Annotated in this window: 15 protein-coding genes; 7 read left to right on the forward strand and 8 right to left on the reverse strand. The window is 70.2% G+C overall.

What is annotated here, in order from left to right; translation table 11 throughout:
* Positions 1–21 precede the first annotated feature (21 nt).
* Positions 22–882: a transglutaminase-like domain-containing protein gene (locus MKK49_RS09830; RefSeq protein WP_244028029.1), complete on the forward strand. Its 861-nt coding sequence runs from the start codon at positions 22–24 to the stop codon at positions 880–882.
* Between the two features lie 165 nt (positions 883–1047).
* On the forward strand, positions 1048–2361 hold the full coding sequence (locus MKK49_RS09835; RefSeq protein WP_244028030.1) for a glycosyltransferase family 87 protein: 1314 nt from the start codon (positions 1048–1050) through the stop codon (positions 2359–2361).
* Positions 2362–2689: 328 nt separating this feature from the next.
* On the opposite strand, the gene MKK49_RS09840 is transcribed toward MKK49_RS09835, so the two are convergent.
* The 8 genes from MKK49_RS09840 to MKK49_RS09875 all read right to left on the reverse strand — a co-directional run bounded on the left by MKK49_RS09840 (position 2690) and on the right by MKK49_RS09875 (position 10782).
* The gene (locus MKK49_RS09840) at positions 2690–3088 is read right to left on the reverse strand and encodes a PilZ domain-containing protein (RefSeq protein WP_244028031.1); all 399 of its coding nucleotides are present in this window, start codon (positions 3086–3088) and stop codon (positions 2690–2692) included.
* A 145-nt stretch (positions 3089–3233) separates the two neighbouring features.
* Positions 3234–4817, reverse strand: coding sequence for a c-type cytochrome (locus MKK49_RS09845; RefSeq protein WP_244028032.1), 1584 nt, complete (start codon positions 4815–4817; stop codon positions 3234–3236).
* A gap of 34 nt (positions 4818–4851) precedes the next feature.
* Positions 4852–5202 carry a hypothetical protein gene (locus MKK49_RS09850; RefSeq protein ID WP_244028033.1) on the reverse strand — a complete coding sequence of 117 codons (351 nt, stop codon included), beginning with the start codon at positions 5200–5202 and terminating at the stop codon, positions 4852–4854.
* 4 nt (positions 5203–5206) lie between these two features.
* Positions 5207–5701: a TspO/MBR family protein gene (locus MKK49_RS09855; RefSeq protein ID WP_244028035.1), complete on the reverse strand. Its 495-nt coding sequence runs from the start codon at positions 5699–5701 to the stop codon at positions 5207–5209.
* Positions 5701–6921, reverse strand: a complete 1221-nt coding sequence (locus tag MKK49_RS09860; RefSeq protein WP_244028037.1) for a geranylgeranyl diphosphate reductase — start codon at positions 6919–6921, stop codon at positions 5701–5703. Before MKK49_RS09860 ends, MKK49_RS09855 begins: the two co-directional genes overlap by 1 nt.
* A gap of 5 nt (positions 6922–6926) precedes the next feature.
* The gene (locus MKK49_RS09865; RefSeq protein WP_244028039.1) at positions 6927–8285 is read right to left on the reverse strand and encodes a BCD family MFS transporter; all 1359 of its coding nucleotides are present in this window, start codon (positions 8283–8285) and stop codon (positions 6927–6929) included.
* Positions 8286–8416: 131 nt separating this feature from the next.
* Entirely contained in the window at positions 8417–9871 is a 1455-nt protein-coding gene (ppsR, locus tag MKK49_RS09870) for a transcriptional regulator PpsR (protein WP_244028041.1), read from the reverse strand.
* A gap of 35 nt (positions 9872–9906) precedes the next feature.
* Positions 9907–10782, reverse strand: a complete 876-nt coding sequence (locus tag MKK49_RS09875; protein ID WP_244028042.1) for a B12-binding domain-containing protein — start codon at positions 10780–10782, stop codon at positions 9907–9909.
* Between the two features lie 318 nt (positions 10783–11100).
* Here MKK49_RS09875 and bchF point away from each other — a divergent pair, with 318 nt between their 5' ends.
* Genes bchF through bchL form a run of 5 tightly spaced genes read left to right on the forward strand, consistent with a single transcriptional unit; the run spans position 11101 to position 19101 of the window.
* Positions 11101–11607, forward strand: coding sequence for a 2-vinyl bacteriochlorophyllide hydratase (bchF, locus tag MKK49_RS09880; RefSeq protein WP_244028043.1), 507 nt, complete (start codon positions 11101–11103; stop codon positions 11605–11607).
* Positions 11604–12887 carry a ferredoxin:protochlorophyllide reductase (ATP-dependent) subunit N gene (locus MKK49_RS09885; protein ID WP_244028044.1) on the forward strand — a complete coding sequence of 428 codons (1284 nt, stop codon included), beginning with the start codon at positions 11604–11606 and terminating at the stop codon, positions 12885–12887. The genes bchF and MKK49_RS09885 overlap by 4 nt, the downstream gene beginning before the upstream one ends.
* 4 nt (positions 12888–12891) lie before the next feature.
* Entirely contained in the window at positions 12892–14469 is a 1578-nt protein-coding gene (bchB, locus tag MKK49_RS09890) for a ferredoxin:protochlorophyllide reductase (ATP-dependent) subunit B (RefSeq protein WP_244028045.1), read from the forward strand.
* Positions 14444–18211, forward strand: coding sequence for a magnesium chelatase subunit H (locus tag MKK49_RS09895; RefSeq protein ID WP_244028046.1), 3768 nt, complete (start codon positions 14444–14446; stop codon positions 18209–18211). Before bchB ends, MKK49_RS09895 begins: the two co-directional genes overlap by 26 nt.
* Entirely contained in the window at positions 18208–19101 is an 894-nt protein-coding gene (bchL, locus tag MKK49_RS09900) for a ferredoxin:protochlorophyllide reductase (ATP-dependent) iron-sulfur ATP-binding protein (protein ID WP_244028047.1), read from the forward strand. The genes MKK49_RS09895 and bchL overlap by 4 nt, the downstream gene beginning before the upstream one ends.
* Positions 19102–19109 lie beyond the last annotated feature (8 nt).

A 19109-nucleotide genomic window follows, 5' to 3' on the forward strand; every position in this document is an offset into this window, starting at 1 on the left:
GGCACAAAGGAAGGAGCTTCCATGCGCTACACCCTCGGCTGCAGCCTGTCGTACAACATCCTCTCGGACACGACCTTCATCTTCAATCTCGAGGTTGCCAAGCTGCGCAGCCTGGAGATCTTCAGTGAATCGCTGGTCCTGACACCCAATCTCAAGCGCGACATCTACACGACGCCGGATCTCCTGAACCGCTATCTCGGCGTCAACGTGCCGATGGGGCAGTTCTCACTGGAGTACAACGCCGAGGTCGAACTCACCGTCCACCGCGCCGACCCGGCGACCATCAACGAAACGCCGATCAGCCAGCTGCCCCTGGACATCCTGCCGTTCCTGCTGCCGAGCCGCTTCGTCTCGTCCGACCGGCTGACGCCCTTCGCCCAGGCCGAGTTCGGGGCGCTCCCCAAGGGTCACCAACGCGTCAACGCCATCTGCAACTGGATCCACGACCACCTGACCTATCAGCCGGGAACGAGCGACGGTGAGACCACCGCCGACGAGAGCCTGCTCAAGCGCGCCGGCGTCTGCCGCGACTTCGCACATATCGGCACGGCGTTCTGCCGGGCGCTGGGCATCCCGGCCCGGTTCGTGAGCTGCTACGCCCACGGCCTCGTGCCGAGCGATTTCCACGCGGTGTTCGAGGCCTATCTCGACGGGCGCTGGTGGCTGTTCGACGCCACGCGCCAGGCCGACCTCGACGGACTGGTGCGCATCGGCGTCGGACGGGATGCCGCCGAGATCGCGTTCTCGACGCCCTACGGCAACATGCAGCCCGTCAACCAGCAGATCCGCATCGGGCGCTCCGACGGAATGGGCAGCCCGCCCCAGCGCACGGTGGACGCCATCTCCACGGAGGTCCCGGCGCCGCATGCGGGTGCCGCCTGAGCTTCGGGGCCCGGCGAGGCCGATGCCTCGCCGGTTGCGCAGATCGGTCCCCGCTGGCGCCGCGGGCGTGGCGTCGGACGATTTCACGGACTTTTAAAGCGAACGCGTCAAGGCTCGGCTCACGATGATGGGAGCGGGTCACCCGGACCCGGCCGGGAGAACACCATGCGGACGGCCCTGGAGCGGGATGCGATGATCCCGAGACCGCAGCCTGCCCGTGCGGGCGGCCTGGCGGCCCGTGCGGACGGCTTGGCGGCCACCGCCCGGCCCGACACGGACATGGCCCGGCCGTCCCTGCTTCTGCCCGCGATCCTCGCGCTCCTTGCAGTCCTGCTCATCGCGAAGACCGTCGAACTGACGGGGCAGGACCCCGGGCGGATCACGACGCTCATCGACTTCGATGCGTTCCGCATCGCCGGCCGCCTGGTCTGGCGCGGTGAGATCGCCCAAGCCTACCACTTCGTCACGATGCTGGAGGCCCAGCGCACCCTCGGAGCGCCCGACGCCTTCCTGCCCTGGACCTACCCGCCGGTCTTCAACCTCGTGGTCGCGCCCTTCGCCCACCTCCCGCGCGGTCTCGGGTACCTGCTGTTCACCGGCGGGACCCTCGCGGCCTACATCGTGGTCCTGCGGCGGCTGGCGCCGCAGCATCTCGGCGCGCTCCTCGCACTGCTGTTTCCCGCCCTCGCCGTCACCATCGCGTGCGGCCAGAACGGTTTCCTCACCGGCGCCCTCGTGGGTACGGCCTGCCTCTACCTCCTACGGCGCGACCCGCGGGCCGGGCTGCCCCTCGGACTCATGGCGATCAAGCCCCATCTCGCCGTCGGCTTCGCGCTCCACGCCGCGATGACCCGCGACTGGCGCACGGCGCTCACCGCCGCTTGCGTCGCCGCCGCCTCGGCCGGCCTCGCCACCCTGATCCTCGGCCCATCCATCTGGAGCGCGTTCCTCGGCGGCGTCGCCGAGGCGCGCGTCTTCCTCGAACAGGGTCTCTACCCGCTGTTCCGGATGATCTCGGCCTATGCCGCCGTGCGAACCCTCGGGGCGCCGGCGTCGGTGGCGATGGCCGCGCAGGTCGGCGTGGCGCTCGTCGCCCTCGGCCTCGTGGCCTTCGCCATCCACCGCCGGATGCCCATCCCCCAGGTGGTCGGCCTCACCGCCCTGGCGAGCCTTCTGGTGAGCCCCTACGCCTACGATTACGATCTGCCGATCCTCGGTGTCGGACTGGCGTTGCTCGCCCCGGATCTCCTGGCCCGTGCCACGCCACGCGAGCGGATCGCCGTGTTCGTCCTCGTCTGGGTCGCGTCCGGATGGGGCCTGGCCATGACGGGGCTGCTGCGCCTCTGGTACGGAGCCGAGGGACTGCCGCTCGGGGCGATGCCGCTGTCCCTGGCCGGTCCGGCGCTGATGGCCCTCGTCGGCCTGATCTGGCGGGTTCTCCGGCGCCGGCCCGCCATCCCCGCGGCGCCGCGATCGTAGGGCGTGGCGAGACCTCGCCCCGCCCGCGCGGTTCCTCCGATTGATTCGCGGAAATGGAGAAAACCGGTCACCCGCAGACGCCACAGCGGCCGGCCGATCCACGCCCGCTTCGATCGAGCGGAAGGGGGATCATCCGAACGCCGCGCGACCCCTTCGAAACAGGTTGAGTTCGACGCCGCTCAAGCGCCGCATGGCCGAACCCCGTCCCCGCTCTGATCGAGGGGAGAGGGTCTCAGCCGGGGAGATACGCTCCAATCCCGCTGCCGGTCGATCCAATCGGAGCCGGTCCAAGGCTTCGTCACAAGGCTTCGTCAGAAGCAAACCTCCGTCAGAAGGCGGAGATTCCGCGGGTGCGCCGGAGACCGCCCGCCGCGGCCGTGTCCTGGGGCGCGGCAGCGGCCGAAGCGGGAGTCGAGGCGGCGGCCTCCACGGGCGCGGCCGGAGCCGGGACCTTGCCGACCCGCTCGATGCGGACGCCGGCGTAAGCACCCCGGCGCCAGGCCAGGCGGACGAGACAGAGAAAATCCCGGCCGATGATCCGCAGCATGAACACGTCCGGCAGCGCGCAATCCGCCGGAATACCGATCCGCGCCCCAGACTTCGAGACATCCTTCACGGTGCACGGCAATTCCGTTCCGTCGCGAAACCGGATCGTCGCGATCCAGTTGGTTTCGCTTCTCGCTTCGCGCCGCGCCACCTGCGTCGCGCTCTCCGCACTCGCCGTCACGCGCACTTCTCCGCGTCGAACCATTGAGAAGCAGGTTACCGTCGAGAGCTTTACGGATCGATACCACACCAAAACGCCCCGATCACGCCTCCGTGATCGGGAAGGATTTACTTGTGGAACTCCGCGTCGATCGCGAATCGAAGGGCTAATTCGGTTTGATTGTTCCACCCGGAAGCGTCCCTGGGCTGGACGCCTGCTTCTCGGGGTTCTTGATCTGGCTATAGGCAATGCTAGAAAAGCTTCCGATGACAGCGTGCCAGCCGATTTGCCCATAGGCGGGATCGTCACGGCCGGCGGTGCAGAAGGCCGTGGTGACACCGTTGACGATGTCGTCGTCCTTGGCCCCCGGGGCCGCCGCCTTGATCCGGGGCAGCAGCGCGTCGAGGCGCGGGATGAAGTCCGCAGGGGTCAGCCCCTTGAGGGCCTCGGCCGCACCCGCGTCGTCGAGGGCCTTGGCGATCTCGGGCTGGGCGATCTCGGCGCACGGCGCGCTGCCGGCCAGCATGGTCTTCGTCTTCTCGCGCGCCGTCGCCACCACACCCCGTTCCGTGATGACGGGGGCGCTGTTGCCCCAGGCATTGCGGATGTAGTCCGTGACGTCGGCCACCTCCGCGTCGGTCATGCCGACACCGATGGCCGGCATCGGGGCGTAGCCGTTCTGAGCCGAGAGACCGCCGAGGATCACCCGGATCACCGTCTCCGGGCCTTGCGCCTGCACCGAGGTGTTGCCGGCGAGGGCCGGGATCGCACCCTCGACGCCCTTGCCGTCGGGCTTGTGGCAGGAAGAGCAGTAGCTGAGATAAGTACCGGCCCCCGGTGCACCGGCGGTGTTGAAGGCCTGGAGGTCCTTGGTCTTGTAGCTCTCCTTGGCCTTCTGGGTGCGCAGATACGCGACCATCGCCTTGAGGTCGGCATCGGTCAGCTTCGAGAGGGATTCCTGGATCGTCTGGCGCATGGGGCCGGCGGCGACGCCGGGGCGATCGCCGGGCGCGGTCCCGGTCTTGAGGTAGGTCACCACCTGTTCGTCGGTCCAGGCTCCGATCCCGGTGTGATCGTCGGGGGTGATGTTGGGGGCGTACCACCCGTCGATGACGCCGCCGCCGAGCTTGCCGGCGAGGGCGCTGTTGCCGACGATCTTGTTGGCGTTGTGGCACATGCCGCAATGGCCCAGGCCCTCGACGAGGTAGCCGCCGCGGTTCACCTCGGCGCTCGCCTCGGGGTCAGGCTTGAATTCCCCGGCCGTGAAGAACGCCGTGCGCCACGTGACGAGGGCGGTGCGGATGTTGAACGGGAACGGGATCTCGGAGGGCTTGCGCACCTCGCGAACGGCTTCGAGGGATTGCAGGTAGGCGAAGATCGCGTCGGAATCCTCGCGCGTCACCTTCGTGTACCAGGCGAACGGGAAGGCCGGGTAGAGATACGATCCGTCCTTGGTGATGCCGTCGTGGAAGGCACGGTAGAACTCGTCGGCGCTCCAGGCGCCCAGACCCGTTTCCTTGTCGGGCGTTAGGTTGGGCGTGCGGATCTTGCCGATGGGCGTGTCGAGCACGTAATTGCCGGCGAACGGCTTGCCGCCGGGGGCGGTGTGGCAGGCAACGCAGTCGCCGGCGGTGACGAGATACTCGCCGCGCTTGACGAGCTCGGCCCTGGCGTCCTGCGCGCCGGCGGGGAAGACTGCGGAACACAGGAGGAAACCGGGACCGAGGCCGAGGGCGACGAGGCGATGCATCACACCTGTTCTCCGCGCGATCTGAAAACTGGAACTATATTAACTCATGGCTCGGGAACGCGACGGTTTCCGGCATTGTTCCGCCGGTCCGGGTCGGTGGTTTGCCGCATGCGTCGCACGCCCCGGCGGCACTCCGCAGGCGCAGGCCGAGTTCCGTGCCGTGGGCCAGGAACGAGGCGAGGAGGCAGGCCGCGACCATCCACCACGCCGCCCCCGTCAGCGCCGCGCGCACGGCCAGCATCAGGGCCGCCCCCGAGGCGAGGTTGAACAGCAGCGGACGAAGCTGCACCCGCCTGCCGCGCCAGAGCACGAGGGCGAGGGCCTCGCCGACGACGAGGACCAGGATGGCATCGATGACGTGCCCGGAGGCGAAGAGCCAGGTCATCGCCCTAGGCCGCCCCGAACGGGCCGTTGAGGCGCACGATGGCCCGGTTGAGCACGGCGGCGATCCCGACCCAGGCGAGATAGGGCAGCAGGAGCACTGCCCCGAGAGTGGAGACCCGCAGGGTCACGACGATGAGGGCGAGGATCGACAGCCAGAGGAGCACGACTTCGGCCAGGGCCCAGTCCGGCCGGCGCATCCGGAAGAAGATCGCGCTCCAGGCGATGTTGAGGACGGCATTGACCGCGTAGGCCAGGAGCAGCGCGCTGCGCCGCTCCTGGCTCGCATCGGCATTCCACGCCACGACGGCCGAGATCGCCGCCAGGGTGAAGATCGTGGTCCAGATCGGCCCGAACGCCCAGTCCGGCGGCTTCCAGGCCGGGCGGCGCAGGCCGTGGTACCAGGGGCCGATGGTGGTGAGCACGCCGCCGGCCACCGCCACGACGATGGCCACGCCCGCCGCGACGGCGATCGGCATCCAGTCCCAGGTTTCGGGCTGCATCAGGGCGAGACCCACCGGAACAGGTGCGCGAGGTCCTTGAAGAAGATCCGCACGTGGGCGACGGGCTTGGCGCGGACCAGCTCCTTGTTCATGTAGGAATCCCAGGTGAGCTGCTGGACGTCCTTGTCGCGGCAGATGGAGACGAAGCGCTCGCGCAAAGCGTCGTTGCGGTACCAGACCCCCTGCATGATGCGCAGGATGAGGAAGACGCGCCCGTGCAGGCGCATGAACCGCTTGCGTGCCAGCGCCAGCGCCGAGGCCTTGCCGGTGACGAGGAAGCGCTCGGCGGCTTCCGCCGCGAGCCGCCCGCCCAGCATCGCGTAGTAGATACCCTCGCCGGAGGCCGGGGCGACGAGGCCGGCGGCATCCCCCGTCAGCAGGACATCGCGGCCGTTGTCCCACTTGCGCAGGGGCTTGAGGGGCAGGGGCGCGCCTTCGCGGCGCACGGTCTGCCCGGCATCGAGGCCGGTCTCGGCGCGCAGATCCCGGATGGCGCCGCGCAGGGAGAATCCCTTGCGGGCGCTGCCCGTGCCGATGCTGACCGTGTCGCCGTGGGGGAAGACCCAGGCATAGAAATCCGGCGAGCGCCTGCCTTGGTAGTAGACGTCGCAGCGCGTCGCCGCGACGTCACCGCCCTCGGGCGGCAGGCGCACGATCTCGTGATAGGCGAACACCTGCTTCATCGCGGCGTGGCCGGGGATTTCGGCCCGGCCCACGGTGGAACTCGCTCCGTCGGCGCCGATGACGAGGCGGGCCCGAACCCGGCGGGGCGTGCCCGCCTGCCGGTAATGCACCGTGGCGAGCCCCTCGGCGTCGCGCTCGATCCGGTCGAAGGTCGCCGCGCGGAGATCCGCCCCGGCCAGGACGGCGCGGTTGCGCAGCCACGGGTCGAAATGCTCGCGATCGACCATGCCGACGAAGCCGTCGCCGATGGGCATGTCGACCCGCTGGTCCTTCGGCGAGATCATCCGGGCCGAGCGGACCTTGGCGACGAGGAGGTCGTCGGGGATGGCGAAGTCGCGGATGAGGCGCGGCGGGATCGCGCCGCCGCAGGGCTTGATCCGGCCCGGCTTGTCGAGGAGCAGCACCCGCCGCCCCGCCCGGGCGAGGTCCGTGGCGGCCGTGGCGCCAGCAGGGCCCCCGCCCACCACCACGCAGTCGAAGGTTTCCGGCTCGGGCGGATGGGGGTTGGGTGGAGACGTGAGGGTCGGTGCGGACATGGGCGTCACCTCGTGGACAGGCGCGTCGCGAAGGGGGCGAGGTCGGAGCGGGGCGCGCGGCGCGGCGCCGGGTCTTGCTGGACTTGAGGTTGGGGTTGGGCGATGCGCAGGGCGAGGACGGTGGCGAAGAGGAACAGCACGGCCTCGGCCGCGAACACGCCGGCATAGGCCTGGACCGGCGGCAGGACGAGGCGGGCGGCATCCACCGCCAGGGTCCCTAGGAAGCCGCCGGCGCCGAAGGCGACGCCCTGGGCCGCCCCCCACACGCCCATGCGGGTGCCTCGCTCGGCCTCGCCACCGGCCCCGGCGAGCCCCATCATCGAGCCGATGGCGGCCACCGCGAAGACGCCGTTGGCCAGTCCCAGGGCGAACACCGCCGCGCGCAACGGGAAGTCCGGCCCGACGAGGCCGCCGCCCGCGATGGCGAGGAGGGCCACGGCCGAGCCGACGCAGCCGAGGGCGGTCCACACCTTGAGGGAGCCGAGGACGGGCCCGCCGATCCCCATGGTGAGCCCTGCCACCAGCAGCATCCCGGCCAGCACGCCACCGTGCTGGAGGCCGGCGAGCTTCGTCGTCCCCCCCGGCGTCATCGCGAAGACCAGGCCGGCGAAGGGCTCGAGGATGAGTTCCTGCGCGCTGTAGGCGAGCATGGCGACGAAGATGAACACCGTGAAGCGCCGCGAGGTCGGCTCGGCCCAGACCCGGGCGAGCACGGCCCGGAACGGCGTCTTCGCCACGGCGTCGCGGGTGTCGTCTACAGGGCGGACGGACTCGACGCCGCGCACGGCCAGGGCCGCGACGAGGAAGGCGACGGCCGAGACCGTGCCGGAGACGGCGACGAGTCGCGCGCCGGAAAACGGATCGAGGAAGTGGCCGGCGAGCGGCGCCGTGATGGCGAACCCCGCGATCATCATCACCCAGACGACGGTGGCGGCGGCCCCCCGGCGGCGATCCTCGACCCCCGTGGCGAGGAGCACGAGGAGCGAGGTGCCGGCCGCCCCCGCCCCCATGCCAACGGTGAGGAAGGACAGGATTGCGAGGGCGAGGCCGGCGGCCTGATGGGTCTCGGCCAAAGCCGTGGCGACGGCGGCGCCGAAGCCGCCGAGCGCCAAGGCGGCCATGCCGCCGACGATCCAAGGGGTGCGCCGTCCGTGGACGTCCGAGCCGTAGCCCCAGCGCGGCCGCAGGATCTGGACGGCGTAGTGCAGGGCGACGAGACCGCCGGGGACGATGGCCGGGAGGGCCAGTTCCACCACCATCACGCGGTTGATGGTCGAGGTCATCAGGACGATGACGGCGCCGAGTGCCGTCTGGACGAGGCCGAGGCGGACGATCTGCCACCAACCGAACGCGAACGGTGCCATTCACCGGCCTCCCTGGCGCCATCGGCGGGCCGGCCGAAGCCGCCACCGCCCGGGAACGCTAGTGATTGACGGCAATCCGTGTCAAGTTTGATTTACATATTGAGCATCACAATGTCCGGCGGACGGGACGTTCACCCCTCTTCGGCCGGCTCCGGCGCGTCGAGATCGCCGATCCCGTAGCGGCGCAACTTGGCATAGAGGCCCTGGCGGCTGAGGCCGAGCATCTCGGCGGCCGACGCGCGGTTGTCGCGGGTGATGCGCAGGGCCGCCTCGATGCACAGGCGCTCGATGAGATCGGTGGATTCCCGCACGAGGTTCTTCATGGACACCCGCCCGACGAGCTCCGTCATCTGTTCGACGGAGCGGGGCAGGTCGCGGCCGCCGGGCGCCGCCGGAGCGGTCCGGCGGGGGGCGCTGCGGATGGTGAAGCCGAGGCAGGGCTGCGCCCCGCCCGGGACCGCGACGGCGGCGACCTCGACCTCCTCCACGGCACCGTACTCGCCGCGAAAGCTCGTGGCGTAGTGGCGGACCGAGCCGTGCTGAGCCAAGGTGGCGAACAGGGTGGCGGCTTCGGTCTCCTCGCGGCCGAGCCAGCGGTCGAGGGGCTCGCCCCGCACCTGCTCCTCCGTGGCGAGTTGCGCCAGATCGAGGAAGGCCGGGTTGGCGGCCAGGATGCGCCGGGCCGGATCGGTGATCACGAACCCCTCGGGAAGGTTGTGGATGACGTCGAGGGTGCCGGCGCTGGTGCGGCTCGGGCCGGGCTCGGCCACGCGCTCCGGGTCGGATGCCAGCCGCAGGAGCACGCTCGTGGCGCTCTCCTGGCGAAACAGGGAGGCCGAGACCCGCACGGGACCGCGTCCGTTGCCGAGGCGGGCATTGAGGTCGCTCGCCTGGCCCGTGACCCGCAGGCCCGCGAACAGGGATTCGAGATCGCGGACGCTGCCCGCCTCGAACAGATCGACGGCGTCGTGGCCGACGATGCGCTTGTCGGCCTTGCCCAGCAGGCGCGCCGCAGCGGGATTGACCTCGGTGACCCGGCGGGTCGAGGCATCGACCACCAGAACCGGCTCGGCGCCGAGCTGGAACAGCAGGCGATAGCGCGTCTCGGCCCCGCGCATGCGCAGGTAGTCGCGTTCGAGGGCCTGCTGGGTCTCGGCCAAAGTCCGCTGGAGCGAGGCCATCGCCCGCAGGTTCCGGCCGATGACGATGACCGGACCGCCGCTCTTCAGGCGCATGGCGGCGTAGCGCACGGGCAGGTCGATCCCCGTGGCCGACATGTGGTTGACCTGGCGCCAGCGGGTCACCGAACCGGGTTCGGCGTCCTTCAGGAGGGCGGCGATCTTCGGACGGCTCTCAACCGTGACGGTGTCGGCCCAGCGTTGCCCGAGCCAGGTCTCGCACCCCTCGCCGGCGAGATCCGTGCCGCTGAAGGCCGCGTCGCGGATCATCCCCTCTCCGTCGATGACGAGGGACAGGTCCGTCGCGGCGGCGACGAGAAGCCCGGCTGCCTGCGCATCGAGCGGACCGAAGGTCTTATGAAGCGCCGCGAACGCGTGGCTCGCGGCAGGAAGCGCCAGGCTGTTCAAGGTTCACCACGTCGTGATGTGGTCGGGCAGGTCTTTCAGCAGGGTCTGGCCGGAAGATCAAGCAAGCTTTCGGCAATGCTGATCGCGTGGCGGGCGTCACCTGCGGTTGCATCCGCACCGACGCATTTGCAAGAATCCGGATCGGCCGTGAAGACCGGCCCCCCGACCATGACACGAACTCCGCGATTCTGCGAATGGCGTCGCAGGCCGGCCACGGCATCCACGAGATTCGGCAGAAGCGCCTCGCAGGCGAGGGACAGGCCGATGACGTCGAACCACGTGGTCCGGACCCGCGCGAGGGGGTCGCCCCCGGGGTCGCGCACGGTGCTGGTGACGTCCCATCCGGCATCGCGAAAGAACTGCTCGACCACGGCGAGGCCGAAGCTGTGCATTTCGCCGGGACACGGCAGCAGCAGGATGCTGCGCCCGTGCCGGTGCTGCGGGGTCTCGCCACCGAAGCGCCGGGTGACTTCGTGCATGATCCGCTGCAGCCGGCCCATGGCCACGGTCACCTCGGTGAAATCGCACAGATCCTCTTCCCAGAGGACGCCGAGGTGGCGCGCGGTGGGCGCGAGAAGGTCGAGGAGCAGGCTTTCGGGTGTGAGACCCTCGTCGATCAGCGCGGCGATGCGGGCCTCCACCGCATCCCCGGCGGGCGCGAGCATGAGACCGGTGAAGGTCTCGATCTGCTCGGAAGTGGGCAGTATAGTTCCTGAAACGGAACGCGATTCCGGCCGGTGGACGATCATCAACCGGGGAATGATCTCGGCCTCGACGAGGCGGGCGAGATCGTGCCCCCAGTGCGCACCGCGCGCGACGAGGCCGAGCCTGGCCTCGAAACCGGATCGGCAACGGTCCGACACGTCGCCGCCCGAACCTTCGTAAGCGAAGCCTTCTACGGACTGCCTCATCTCATCCATTGGTGCCTCCCAATGTTGCTGATGGCACTTTTGCTTCGCTACGATCTTGGGCGTCGAGCTTCCACGTCTTCGAACACATCGTTCCAGAGCGCCTTCACACCCGGCGCGGCAGCCATGGCCACGTCTGGACGAGCCGCGACGATACGCTTTGGAACCATTTTGACAATCCCGAACCTGTAACTATTCTGCATTCAGATCGTAAGTGACGATTGACGTAAAGCTAACTTGACACTCGTCCGAGGCCTTCCTAACCTCCCTTCAACGGACCTCCGGCGAGGGGTCGGACGGGGTGGAAAAGGGGCGTGGGCGATGAGCCAAGGAGAGGGCCGGCACAGACAGCCTCTCTACGACGCGCACCAGCGGGCGCGCCGCGACGCCACCGTCTGGACCCTGGTTCAGGGCATTCTGGCCCCGCTTCAATTCCTCGTGTTCCTGGCGAGCCTCATCCTCGTCCTGCGCACCCTCGCGACGGGGGAGGGTGCCTGGATGGCCAACGCCTCCATCGTCGCCAAGACCGGGCTGCTCTACGCGATCATGGTCACCGGCTCGATCTGGGAGAAGGTGGTCTTCGGGCGTTACCTGTTCGCCCCGGCCTTCTACTGGGAAGACATGGTCAGCATGCTCGTGCTGGCCCTGCACAGCGCCTATCTCGTGGCGCTCGCCACGGGCGGGCTCGACACGACCGGCCTGATGCTCCTGGCGCTCGCCGCCTACGCCTCCTACGCGATCAACGCGACGCAGTTCCTGCTCAAGCTCAGGGCCGCGCGCCTCGAGGCCGCTCCCGCCCTGCACCTCGGCACGGAGGGCGCGCGATGAACGCCCACGTTTCGCTTCCCGCCACGGATGCCGCCTGCGGCGTCACCATCCGCCAGGAGCGCGGACAGCGGGCGGTGTTCTGCGGGCTCACCGGCATCGTCTGGCTGCACCGCAAGATCCAGGACGCGTTCTTCCTCGTGGTCGGCTCGCGGACCTGCGCCCATCTCATCCAGTCGGCCGCGGGCGTCATGATCTTCGCCGAGCCGCGCTTTGCCACCGCCATCATCGACGAGCGCGATCTCGCCGGCCTCGCCGACATGAACGAGGAGCTCGACCGGGTCACCCGCCGCCTCATCGAGCGCCGGCCCGACATCCGGCTGCTGTTCCTCGTCGGCTCGTGCCCCTCTGAGGTGATCAAGCTCGATCTGCCGCGCGCCGCCCAGCGCCTGTCGCGGAGCCTCAGTCCGGACGTGCGGGTGCTGAGCTATTCCGGCAGCGGCATCGAGACGACGTTCACGCAGGGCGAGGATGCATGCCTCGCCGCCCTCGTGCCCGAGCTGCCGCGCGCAGCCGCCGAGGCCGCACCGTCCCTCCTCGTGGTCGGCGCCCTGGCCGACGTGGTCGAGGACCAGTTTTCGCGGTTGTTCGCGCAGATGGGCCTGGAGCACGTCGCCTTCCTGCCGGCGCGGCGGGCCGGCGCGATGCCGGCCATCGGGCCGAACACCCGCATCCTCCTGGCCCAGCCCTTCCTCGCCGACACGGCGCGGGCGCTCGAAGCGCGCGGCGCGACCCGGATCCCCGCGCCGTTTCCGCTGGGTGCCGAGGGCACCACCGCGTGGCTGCGGGCGGTCGCCGACGCGTTCGGCGTCGATCCCCGGCTTTTTGCCGAGGTCACCGCCCCCGGCCTGCGCCGGGCCGAGCAGGCGCTCGCCCCCTACCGGGCGCTGCTGGGGGGGCGCCGGGTGTTCTTCTTCCCCGATTCCCAGCTCGAACTGCCGCTCGCCCGCTTCCTGTCCCGCGAGATGGGCGCCGACCTCATCGAAGTCGGCACGCCCTACCTCCATCGCGGCCACATGGCCCCCGAACTCGCCCTGCTGCCGGCGGGCACGCAAGTGGTGGAGGGCCAGAGCCTCGACGCGCAGATGGATCGCTGCCGCGCGGCGCGCCCCGACCTCACCGTGTGCGGCCTCGGCCTCGCCAACCCGCTCGAGGCGGAGGGGCTCGCCACCAAGTGGTCCATCGAACTGCTGTTCACACCGATCCAGGGCTACGACCAGGCCGGCGATCTCGCCGAGCTGTTCGCCCGCCCGCTCGTCCGTCGCACCCGGCTGGAGGTCTAGGGCCATGCAGCTGACGCTCTGGACCTACGAGGGACCGCCCCATATCGGCGCCATGCGGGTCGCCACCGCCATGCGCGGCCTGCACTACGTGCTGCATGCGCCCCAGGGCGACACCTACGCCGACCTCCTGTTCACCATGATCGAGCGGCGCGACGCCCGCCCGCCGGTGACCTACACCACCTTCCAGGCGCGCGATCTCGGCGCCGACACCGCCGCGATCTTCCAGAACGCCGTGTCGGAGGCCTATGCCCGGTTCCGGCCCGAGGCGATGATCGTCGGGGCCTCGTGCACGGCCGAACTGATCCAGGACGATCCGGGCGGCCTCGCCCGCGCCCTCGACCTGCCGATCCCGGTGATTCCCCTCGAACTGCCGGCCTACCAGAAAAAGGAGAACTGGGGCGCCTCGGAGACCTTCTATCGGCTGGTGCGGGCGCTGGCCGGCCCCAGGGCCGAGCCCGCTCCCCGCGAGGGCCGGCGCCCGCGCTGCAACATCCTCGGCCCGACGGCCCTGGGCTTTCGCCACCGCGACGACCTCGTCGAGATCGAGAAGCTGATGGCGGCGCTGGGCGTCGACGTGAACGTCGTCGCGCCCTGGGGGGCGAGCCCCGCCGATCTCGGGCGGCTGGGTGCGGCCGACTTCAACGTGGTGCTCTATCCCGAGATCGCCCGCGCGGCGGCCCAGCACCTGCAGAAGACCTTCGGCCAGCCCATGGTCGAGACCGTGCCCATCGGGGTCGGCGCCACGACCCGCTTCGTCGAGGAGGTGGCGGCGCTCGCCGGCGTCGATCCGGCCCCCGTGCTCGCCGGCGCGCCCTCCCGGTTGCCGTGGTACTCGCGCTCCGTCGATTCGACCTACCTCACGGGCAAGCGCGTCTTCATCTTCGGCGATGCCACCCATGCGCTGGCCATCGCGCGGGTCGCGGCGACGGAACTCGGCTTCAAGGTCGTGGGGCTCGGCACCTACACCCGCGAATTCGCCCGGGAGGTGCGGGCGGAAGCCGCCCTCCACGGCATCGAGGCGACGATCACCGACGACTACCTCGACGTCGAGGCGGCGATCCAGGCCGCACAGGCCGAACTGGTTCTGGGCACCCAGATGGAGCGCCACGTCGCCAAGCGCTTGGGGCTTCCCTGCGCGGTGATCTCGGCCCCGATGCACGTGCAGGATTTCCCGGCCCGGCACTCGCCGCAGATGGGGTTCGAGGGCGCCAACGTCCTGTTCGACACCCTCGTCCACCCCCTGATGATGGGGCTGGAGGAGCACCTCCTCGGCATGTTCCGCGAGGATGCCGAGTTCCACGACGGCGCTGCCCCCTCGCACCTGACCCGGCACGGGACGGCCCCCTCCGTGCCGGCGGCGGCGGAGCCGGCCGCTCCCGCCATCGAGATTCCCCTGACCGCACCGCCCCCCGACGACGCACCGGCCGCCTGGGAGGCCTCGGCCGAGAAGGAACTGAAGAAGATCCCGTTCTTCGTGCGTGGCAAGGCCCGCGCCAACACCGAGCGGTTCGCCCGCGAGCGTGCCCTGTCCCGCATCACCGTCGAGACGCTGTACGATGCAAAAGCGCATTTCGGCCGCTGAGCCCATCCCCGTGCGCGTCGTCATCGTGACGATGGACACGCATCTCGCCAGCTCCGTCGAGCGCGCGGGCCGCGTCCTCCGCCGCGCGGTTCCGGGCCTCTCCATCGTCCTGCACGCGGCGACCGAGTTCAGCACCAGCGCCGAAAAACTCGCGCGCTGCCGGGCCGACATCGCGGACGCCGACATCCTGCTCTGCGCGATGCTGTTCATGGAGGACCATTTCCAGCCGGTCCTGGCCGATCTCGCCGCCCGCCGCGCCGATTGCGACGCCCTCGTCTGCATGATGAGCGCGACGCCGGCCACCCGGCTCACCCGCATCGGCGCCTTCAGCATGGACGGCAGCCAGAGCGGGCCGATGGCGCTCCTCAAGCGCCTGCGGGGCTCGCCGAAGACGCGCGCCGCCAGCACCGGTGCCGAGCAGATGAAGATGCTCAAGCGCCTGCCGAAGATCCTGCGCTTCATCCCCGGCACCGCCCAGGACGTGCGGGCCTACTTCCTCACCCTGCAATACTGGCTCGCGGGCTCGGACGAGAACGTCCTCAACATGATCCGCGCCCTGGTGGACCGCTACGCCGAAGGCCCGCGCCGGGTCTATCGCGGGCAGCTCAAGGCCAACCCGCCCGTCGAGTACCCGGAGGTCGGCGTGTACCACCCCCGCCTGCCCGGCCGGATGGGCGAGGACGCCCGTGCGCTGCCCGGCCATGGCAATCGCGGAACCGGCAACCGCGGAACCGTCGGCGTGCTCGGCCTGCGCTCCTACATGCTGGCGGACAACGCCGCCCATTACGACGGCGTCATCGCCGCCCTCGAAGCGCGCGGCCTCACGGTGATCCCCGCCTTCGCCAGCGGCCTCGACGCGCGCCCGGCCATCGAGCGCTACTTCCTCAAGGACGGCGTGCCGGCCATCGACGCCCTGGTCTCGCTCACCGGCTTCTCCCTCGTCGGCGGCCCGGCCTACAACGACGCGGCCGCCGCCCAGGACATCCTGGCCCGCCTCGACGTGCCCTACATCGCCGCCCATCCGGCCGAACTGCAGACCCTGGAGCAGTGGGGCGCCTCCGACCGCGGCCTGCTGCCGGTGGAATCCACCATCATGGTGGCGATCCCCGAACTCGACGGCGCCACCGGCCCGATGGTGTTCGGCGGCCGGTCCGACAAATCGGGCGCGCCCTGCCGGGGTTGCCACGTCGCCTGCGTCTTCCCGGCGGGCGCGGACGACCGCGACATGCATGCCTGCGTTGAGCGCGCCGGGATGCTCGCCGCCCGCGTCGAGCGGCTCGTGCGCCTGCGCCGCTCGGAGCGGGCCGAGCGCAAGGTCGGCCTCGTCCTGTTCAACTTTCCGCCCAACGCCGGCAACACCGGCACCGCCGCCTACCTGTCGGTGTTCGAATCCCTCCACCACACCCTCGCGGCCATGAAGGCGGCGGGCTACGACGTCACGGTGCCGGACAGCGTCGCGGCCCTGCGCGAGGCCGTGGTCACCGGCAACGCCGCCCGGTTCGGGGCCACCGCCAACGTCCACACCCGCATCCCCACCGACACCCACGTGCGGCGCGAGCGCCACCTCGCCGAGATCGAGGCGCAGTGGGGCCCGGCCCCGGGCCGCCAGCAATCGGACGGCGCGTCGATCTTCGTGCTCGGGGCCCAGTTCGGCAACGTCTTCGTCGGCATCCAGCCCGCCTTCGGCTACGAGGGCGACCCGATGCGGCTCCTGTTCGAGAAGGGGTTCGCGCCGACCCACGCCTTCTGCGCCTTCTACCGCTGGCTGCGGGAGGACTTCAAAGCCCACGCCCTGATCCATTTCGGCACCCACGGGGCGCTCGAGTTCATGCCCGGCCGCCAGACCGGCCTCTCGGCCGCGGACTGGCCCGACCGCCTCATCGGCGACGTGCCCAACATCTACCTCTACGCCGCCAACAACCCCTCCGAGGGCGCGCTCGCCAAGCGCCGCTCGGCCGCGACCCTCGTCAGCTACCTCACCCCGCCCATCGCCCATGCGGGTCTCTATCGCGGGCTCGTCGACCTCAAGGGCTCCATCGAGCGCTGGCGCGGCCTGGAGCCGGAGGCGGAAGCCGAGCGCGCCGACCTCGCCACCCTGATCCAGGCCCAGGCCGCCATGGTCGAGCTCTCCCCGGCCGCGCCGGCCTGGGGCGACGCTGGAGCCGAGATCGCCCGCATCGGCCGCGCGGTGCTGGAACTCGAATACACCCTGATCCCGCACGGGCTCCACGTGGTCGGCGCGCCGCTCTCGACCGAAGCACGCGTCGATATGCTCATCGCCATGGCGGATTCCGCTCACGGAATCCGCCTGGCGCGCGACAGCGTCGCCGCCCTGGTGGCGGGTGCGAGCCCGGAGGCCGCCCTCAAGGCCGGCGGTCCGGTGCCGAGGGCCGCCGACCTCGCGATCCTGCGCGAACTCGGGGCCACGGACGCGCTGCTCGGGCAGGACCACGAGATCCCCGCCCTCCTGCGGGCGCTCGATGCCCGCTTCATCCGGCCCGCCCCCGGCGGTGACCTCCTGCGCAATCCGGCGATCCTGCCCACGGGGCGCAACCTCCACGGCTTCGATCCCTTCCGCATCCCCAGCGCCTTCGCGGTCCAGGACGGCGCCGCCCAGGCCCAGCGCCTGCTCGATCGCCATCGGGCCGACGGCCTGCCCCTGCCGCGCTCCATCGCCATCGTGCTGTGGGGCACGGACAACCTCAAGAACGAGGGCGGCCCCATCGCCCAGGTCCTGGCGCTGCTGGGCACCAAACCCCGCTTCGACGGCTACGGCCGGCTCGCCGGTGCCGAACTTATTCCGCTGGAAGACCTCGGGCGCCCGCGCATCGACGTGGTGGTGACCCTGTCGGGCATCTTCCGCGATCTGCTGCCCCTGCAGATCAAGCTCATCGCCGAGGCTTGCCTGCTCGCGGCCTCGGCGGACGAACCGGTGGAGCAGAACTTCGTCCGCCTCCACGCCCTCGAATACCAGCGCGTCCACGGCGGCGACTTCGAGACGGCAGCGCTCCGGGTCTTCGGCAACGCCGAGGGCGCCTACGGCTCCAACGTCAACCACCTCGTCGAGAACGGCCGCTGGGACGCGGAAGACGAACTCGCCGAGACCTATTCGCGCCGCAAGGGCTTCGCCTACGGCCGCGACGGGCGCCCGGTGCAGCATTCCGCCCTCCTGAAGAGCGTCCTCGCCGACGTCGACCTCGCCTACCAGAACCTCGATTCCGTGGAACTCGGCGTCACCACCGTGGACCATTACTTCGATACCCTCGGCGGCATCAGCCGGGCGGTGAAGCGGGCCAAGGGCGGGGTCGAGGCCCCGGTCTATATCGGCGACCAGACGCGGGGCGAGGGCTGCGTCCGCTCCCTCACCGAACAGGTCGCCATCGAGACCCGCACCCGCATCCTCAACCCGAAATGGTACGAGGGCATGCTCGCCCACGGCTACGAGGGCGTGCGCCAGATCGAGACCCACGTCACCAACACCATGGGCTGGTCGGCCACCACGGCGCAGGTCGATCCGTGGGTCTACCGCGAGATCACCGCCACCTTCGTCCTCGATCCGGCCATGCGCGAACGCATGGCGGCCCTCAACCCGACCGCTTCGGCCAAGGTCGCCAACCGTCTGATCGAGGCACACGAACGCGGCTTCTGGCAGCCCGACGCCGCCATGCTCGACGCCCTCCGCGAGGCCGGCGACGAGCTCGAAGACCGTCTCGAAGGCATCACCGCAGGGGTCGCAGCATGAACATCGCCATCCGGAATCCGGTCGCGTCGCGGCAACCTGAGGGGAGCGTTCAGGTCGAACTCGACCCGACCCTGAAGATCGGCACCGCCAAGGTGTTCGCCGTCTACGGCAAGGGCGGCATCGGCAAGTCCACCACCTCGTCGAACCTCTCGGTGGCGTTCTCGAAGCTCGGCAAGCGCGTCCTGCAGATCGGCTGCGACCCGAAGCACGACTCGACCTTCACGCTGACGAAGCGGTTGGCCCCCACGGTGATCGATGCCCTGGAGGCGGTGCAGTTCCATTCCGAGGAGCTGCGCATCGAGGACTTCGTGGCGGAAGGCTACAACGGCGTCATGTGCGTCGAGGCCGGCGGCCCGCCGGCCGGCACGGGTTGCGGCGGCTACGTCGTCGGGCAGACGGTCAAGCTCCTGAAAGAGCATCACCTCCTTGAGGACACCGACGTCGTCATCTTCGACGTGCTCGGCGACGTGGTCTGCGGCGGCTTCGCCTCGCCGCTCCAGCACGCCGACCAGGCGCTCATCGTCACCGCCAACGACTTCGACTCGATCTTCGCCATGAACCGCATCGTCGCGGCGATCCACGCGAAATCGAAGAACTACAACGTGCGGCTGGGCGGCGTCATCGCCAACCGCTCGGCCAAGACCGACGAGATCGACCGCTTCAACGCCGCCGTCGGCCTGGAGCGCATCGCCCACTTCCCCGACCTCGACGTGGTGCGCCGCTCGCGCCTCAAGAAGTCGACCCTGTTCGAGATGGAGCCGACGCCGGAACTCGTCGCCGTCACCGACGAGTACATGCGGCTGGCCGCCCACCTCTGGGCCGGCGGCAAACCGCTCGCCGCGCTCCCGATGAAGGACCGCGACCTGTTCGAGTTCCTCGGCTTCGATTGAGGGGAGGG

It is taken from the genome of Methylobacterium sp. J-090, assembly GCF_022829345.1.
In the GTDB taxonomy this organism is placed as follows: Bacteria; Pseudomonadota; Alphaproteobacteria; order Rhizobiales; family Beijerinckiaceae; genus Methylobacterium.

Coding starts and splice junctions, on each gene's coding strand:
- MKK49_RS09830 (WP_244028029.1), top strand. CDS start 22: ATGCGCTACACCCTCGGCTGCAGCCTGTCGTACAACATCCTCTCGGAC.
- MKK49_RS09835 (WP_244028030.1), top strand. CDS start 1,048: ATGCGGACGGCCCTGGAGCGGGATGCGATGATCCCGAGACCGCAGCCT.
- MKK49_RS09845 (WP_244028032.1), bottom strand. CDS start 4,817: ATGCATCGCCTCGTCGCCCTCGGCCTCGGTCCCGGTTTCCTCCTGTGT.
- MKK49_RS09850 (WP_244028033.1), bottom strand. CDS start 5,202: ATGACCTGGCTCTTCGCCTCCGGGCACGTCATCGATGCCATCCTGGTC.
- MKK49_RS09855 (WP_244028035.1), bottom strand. CDS start 5,701: ATGCAGCCCGAAACCTGGGACTGGATGCCGATCGCCGTCGCGGCGGGC.
- MKK49_RS09860 (WP_244028037.1), bottom strand. CDS start 6,921: ATGTCCGCACCGACCCTCACGTCTCCACCCAACCCCCATCCGCCCGAG.
- MKK49_RS09865 (WP_244028039.1), bottom strand. CDS start 8,285: ATGGCACCGTTCGCGTTCGGTTGGTGGCAGATCGTCCGCCTCGGCCTC.
- MKK49_RS09875 (WP_244028042.1), bottom strand. CDS start 10,782: ATGAGGCAGTCCGTAGAAGGCTTCGCTTACGAAGGTTCGGGCGGCGAC.
- bchF (WP_244028043.1), top strand. CDS start 11,101: ATGAGCCAAGGAGAGGGCCGGCACAGACAGCCTCTCTACGACGCGCAC.
- MKK49_RS09885 (WP_244028044.1), top strand. CDS start 11,604: ATGAACGCCCACGTTTCGCTTCCCGCCACGGATGCCGCCTGCGGCGTC.
- bchB (WP_244028045.1), top strand. CDS start 12,892: ATGCAGCTGACGCTCTGGACCTACGAGGGACCGCCCCATATCGGCGCC.
- MKK49_RS09895 (WP_244028046.1), top strand. CDS start 14,444: ATGCAAAAGCGCATTTCGGCCGCTGAGCCCATCCCCGTGCGCGTCGTC.
- bchL (WP_244028047.1), top strand. CDS start 18,208: ATGAACATCGCCATCCGGAATCCGGTCGCGTCGCGGCAACCTGAGGGG.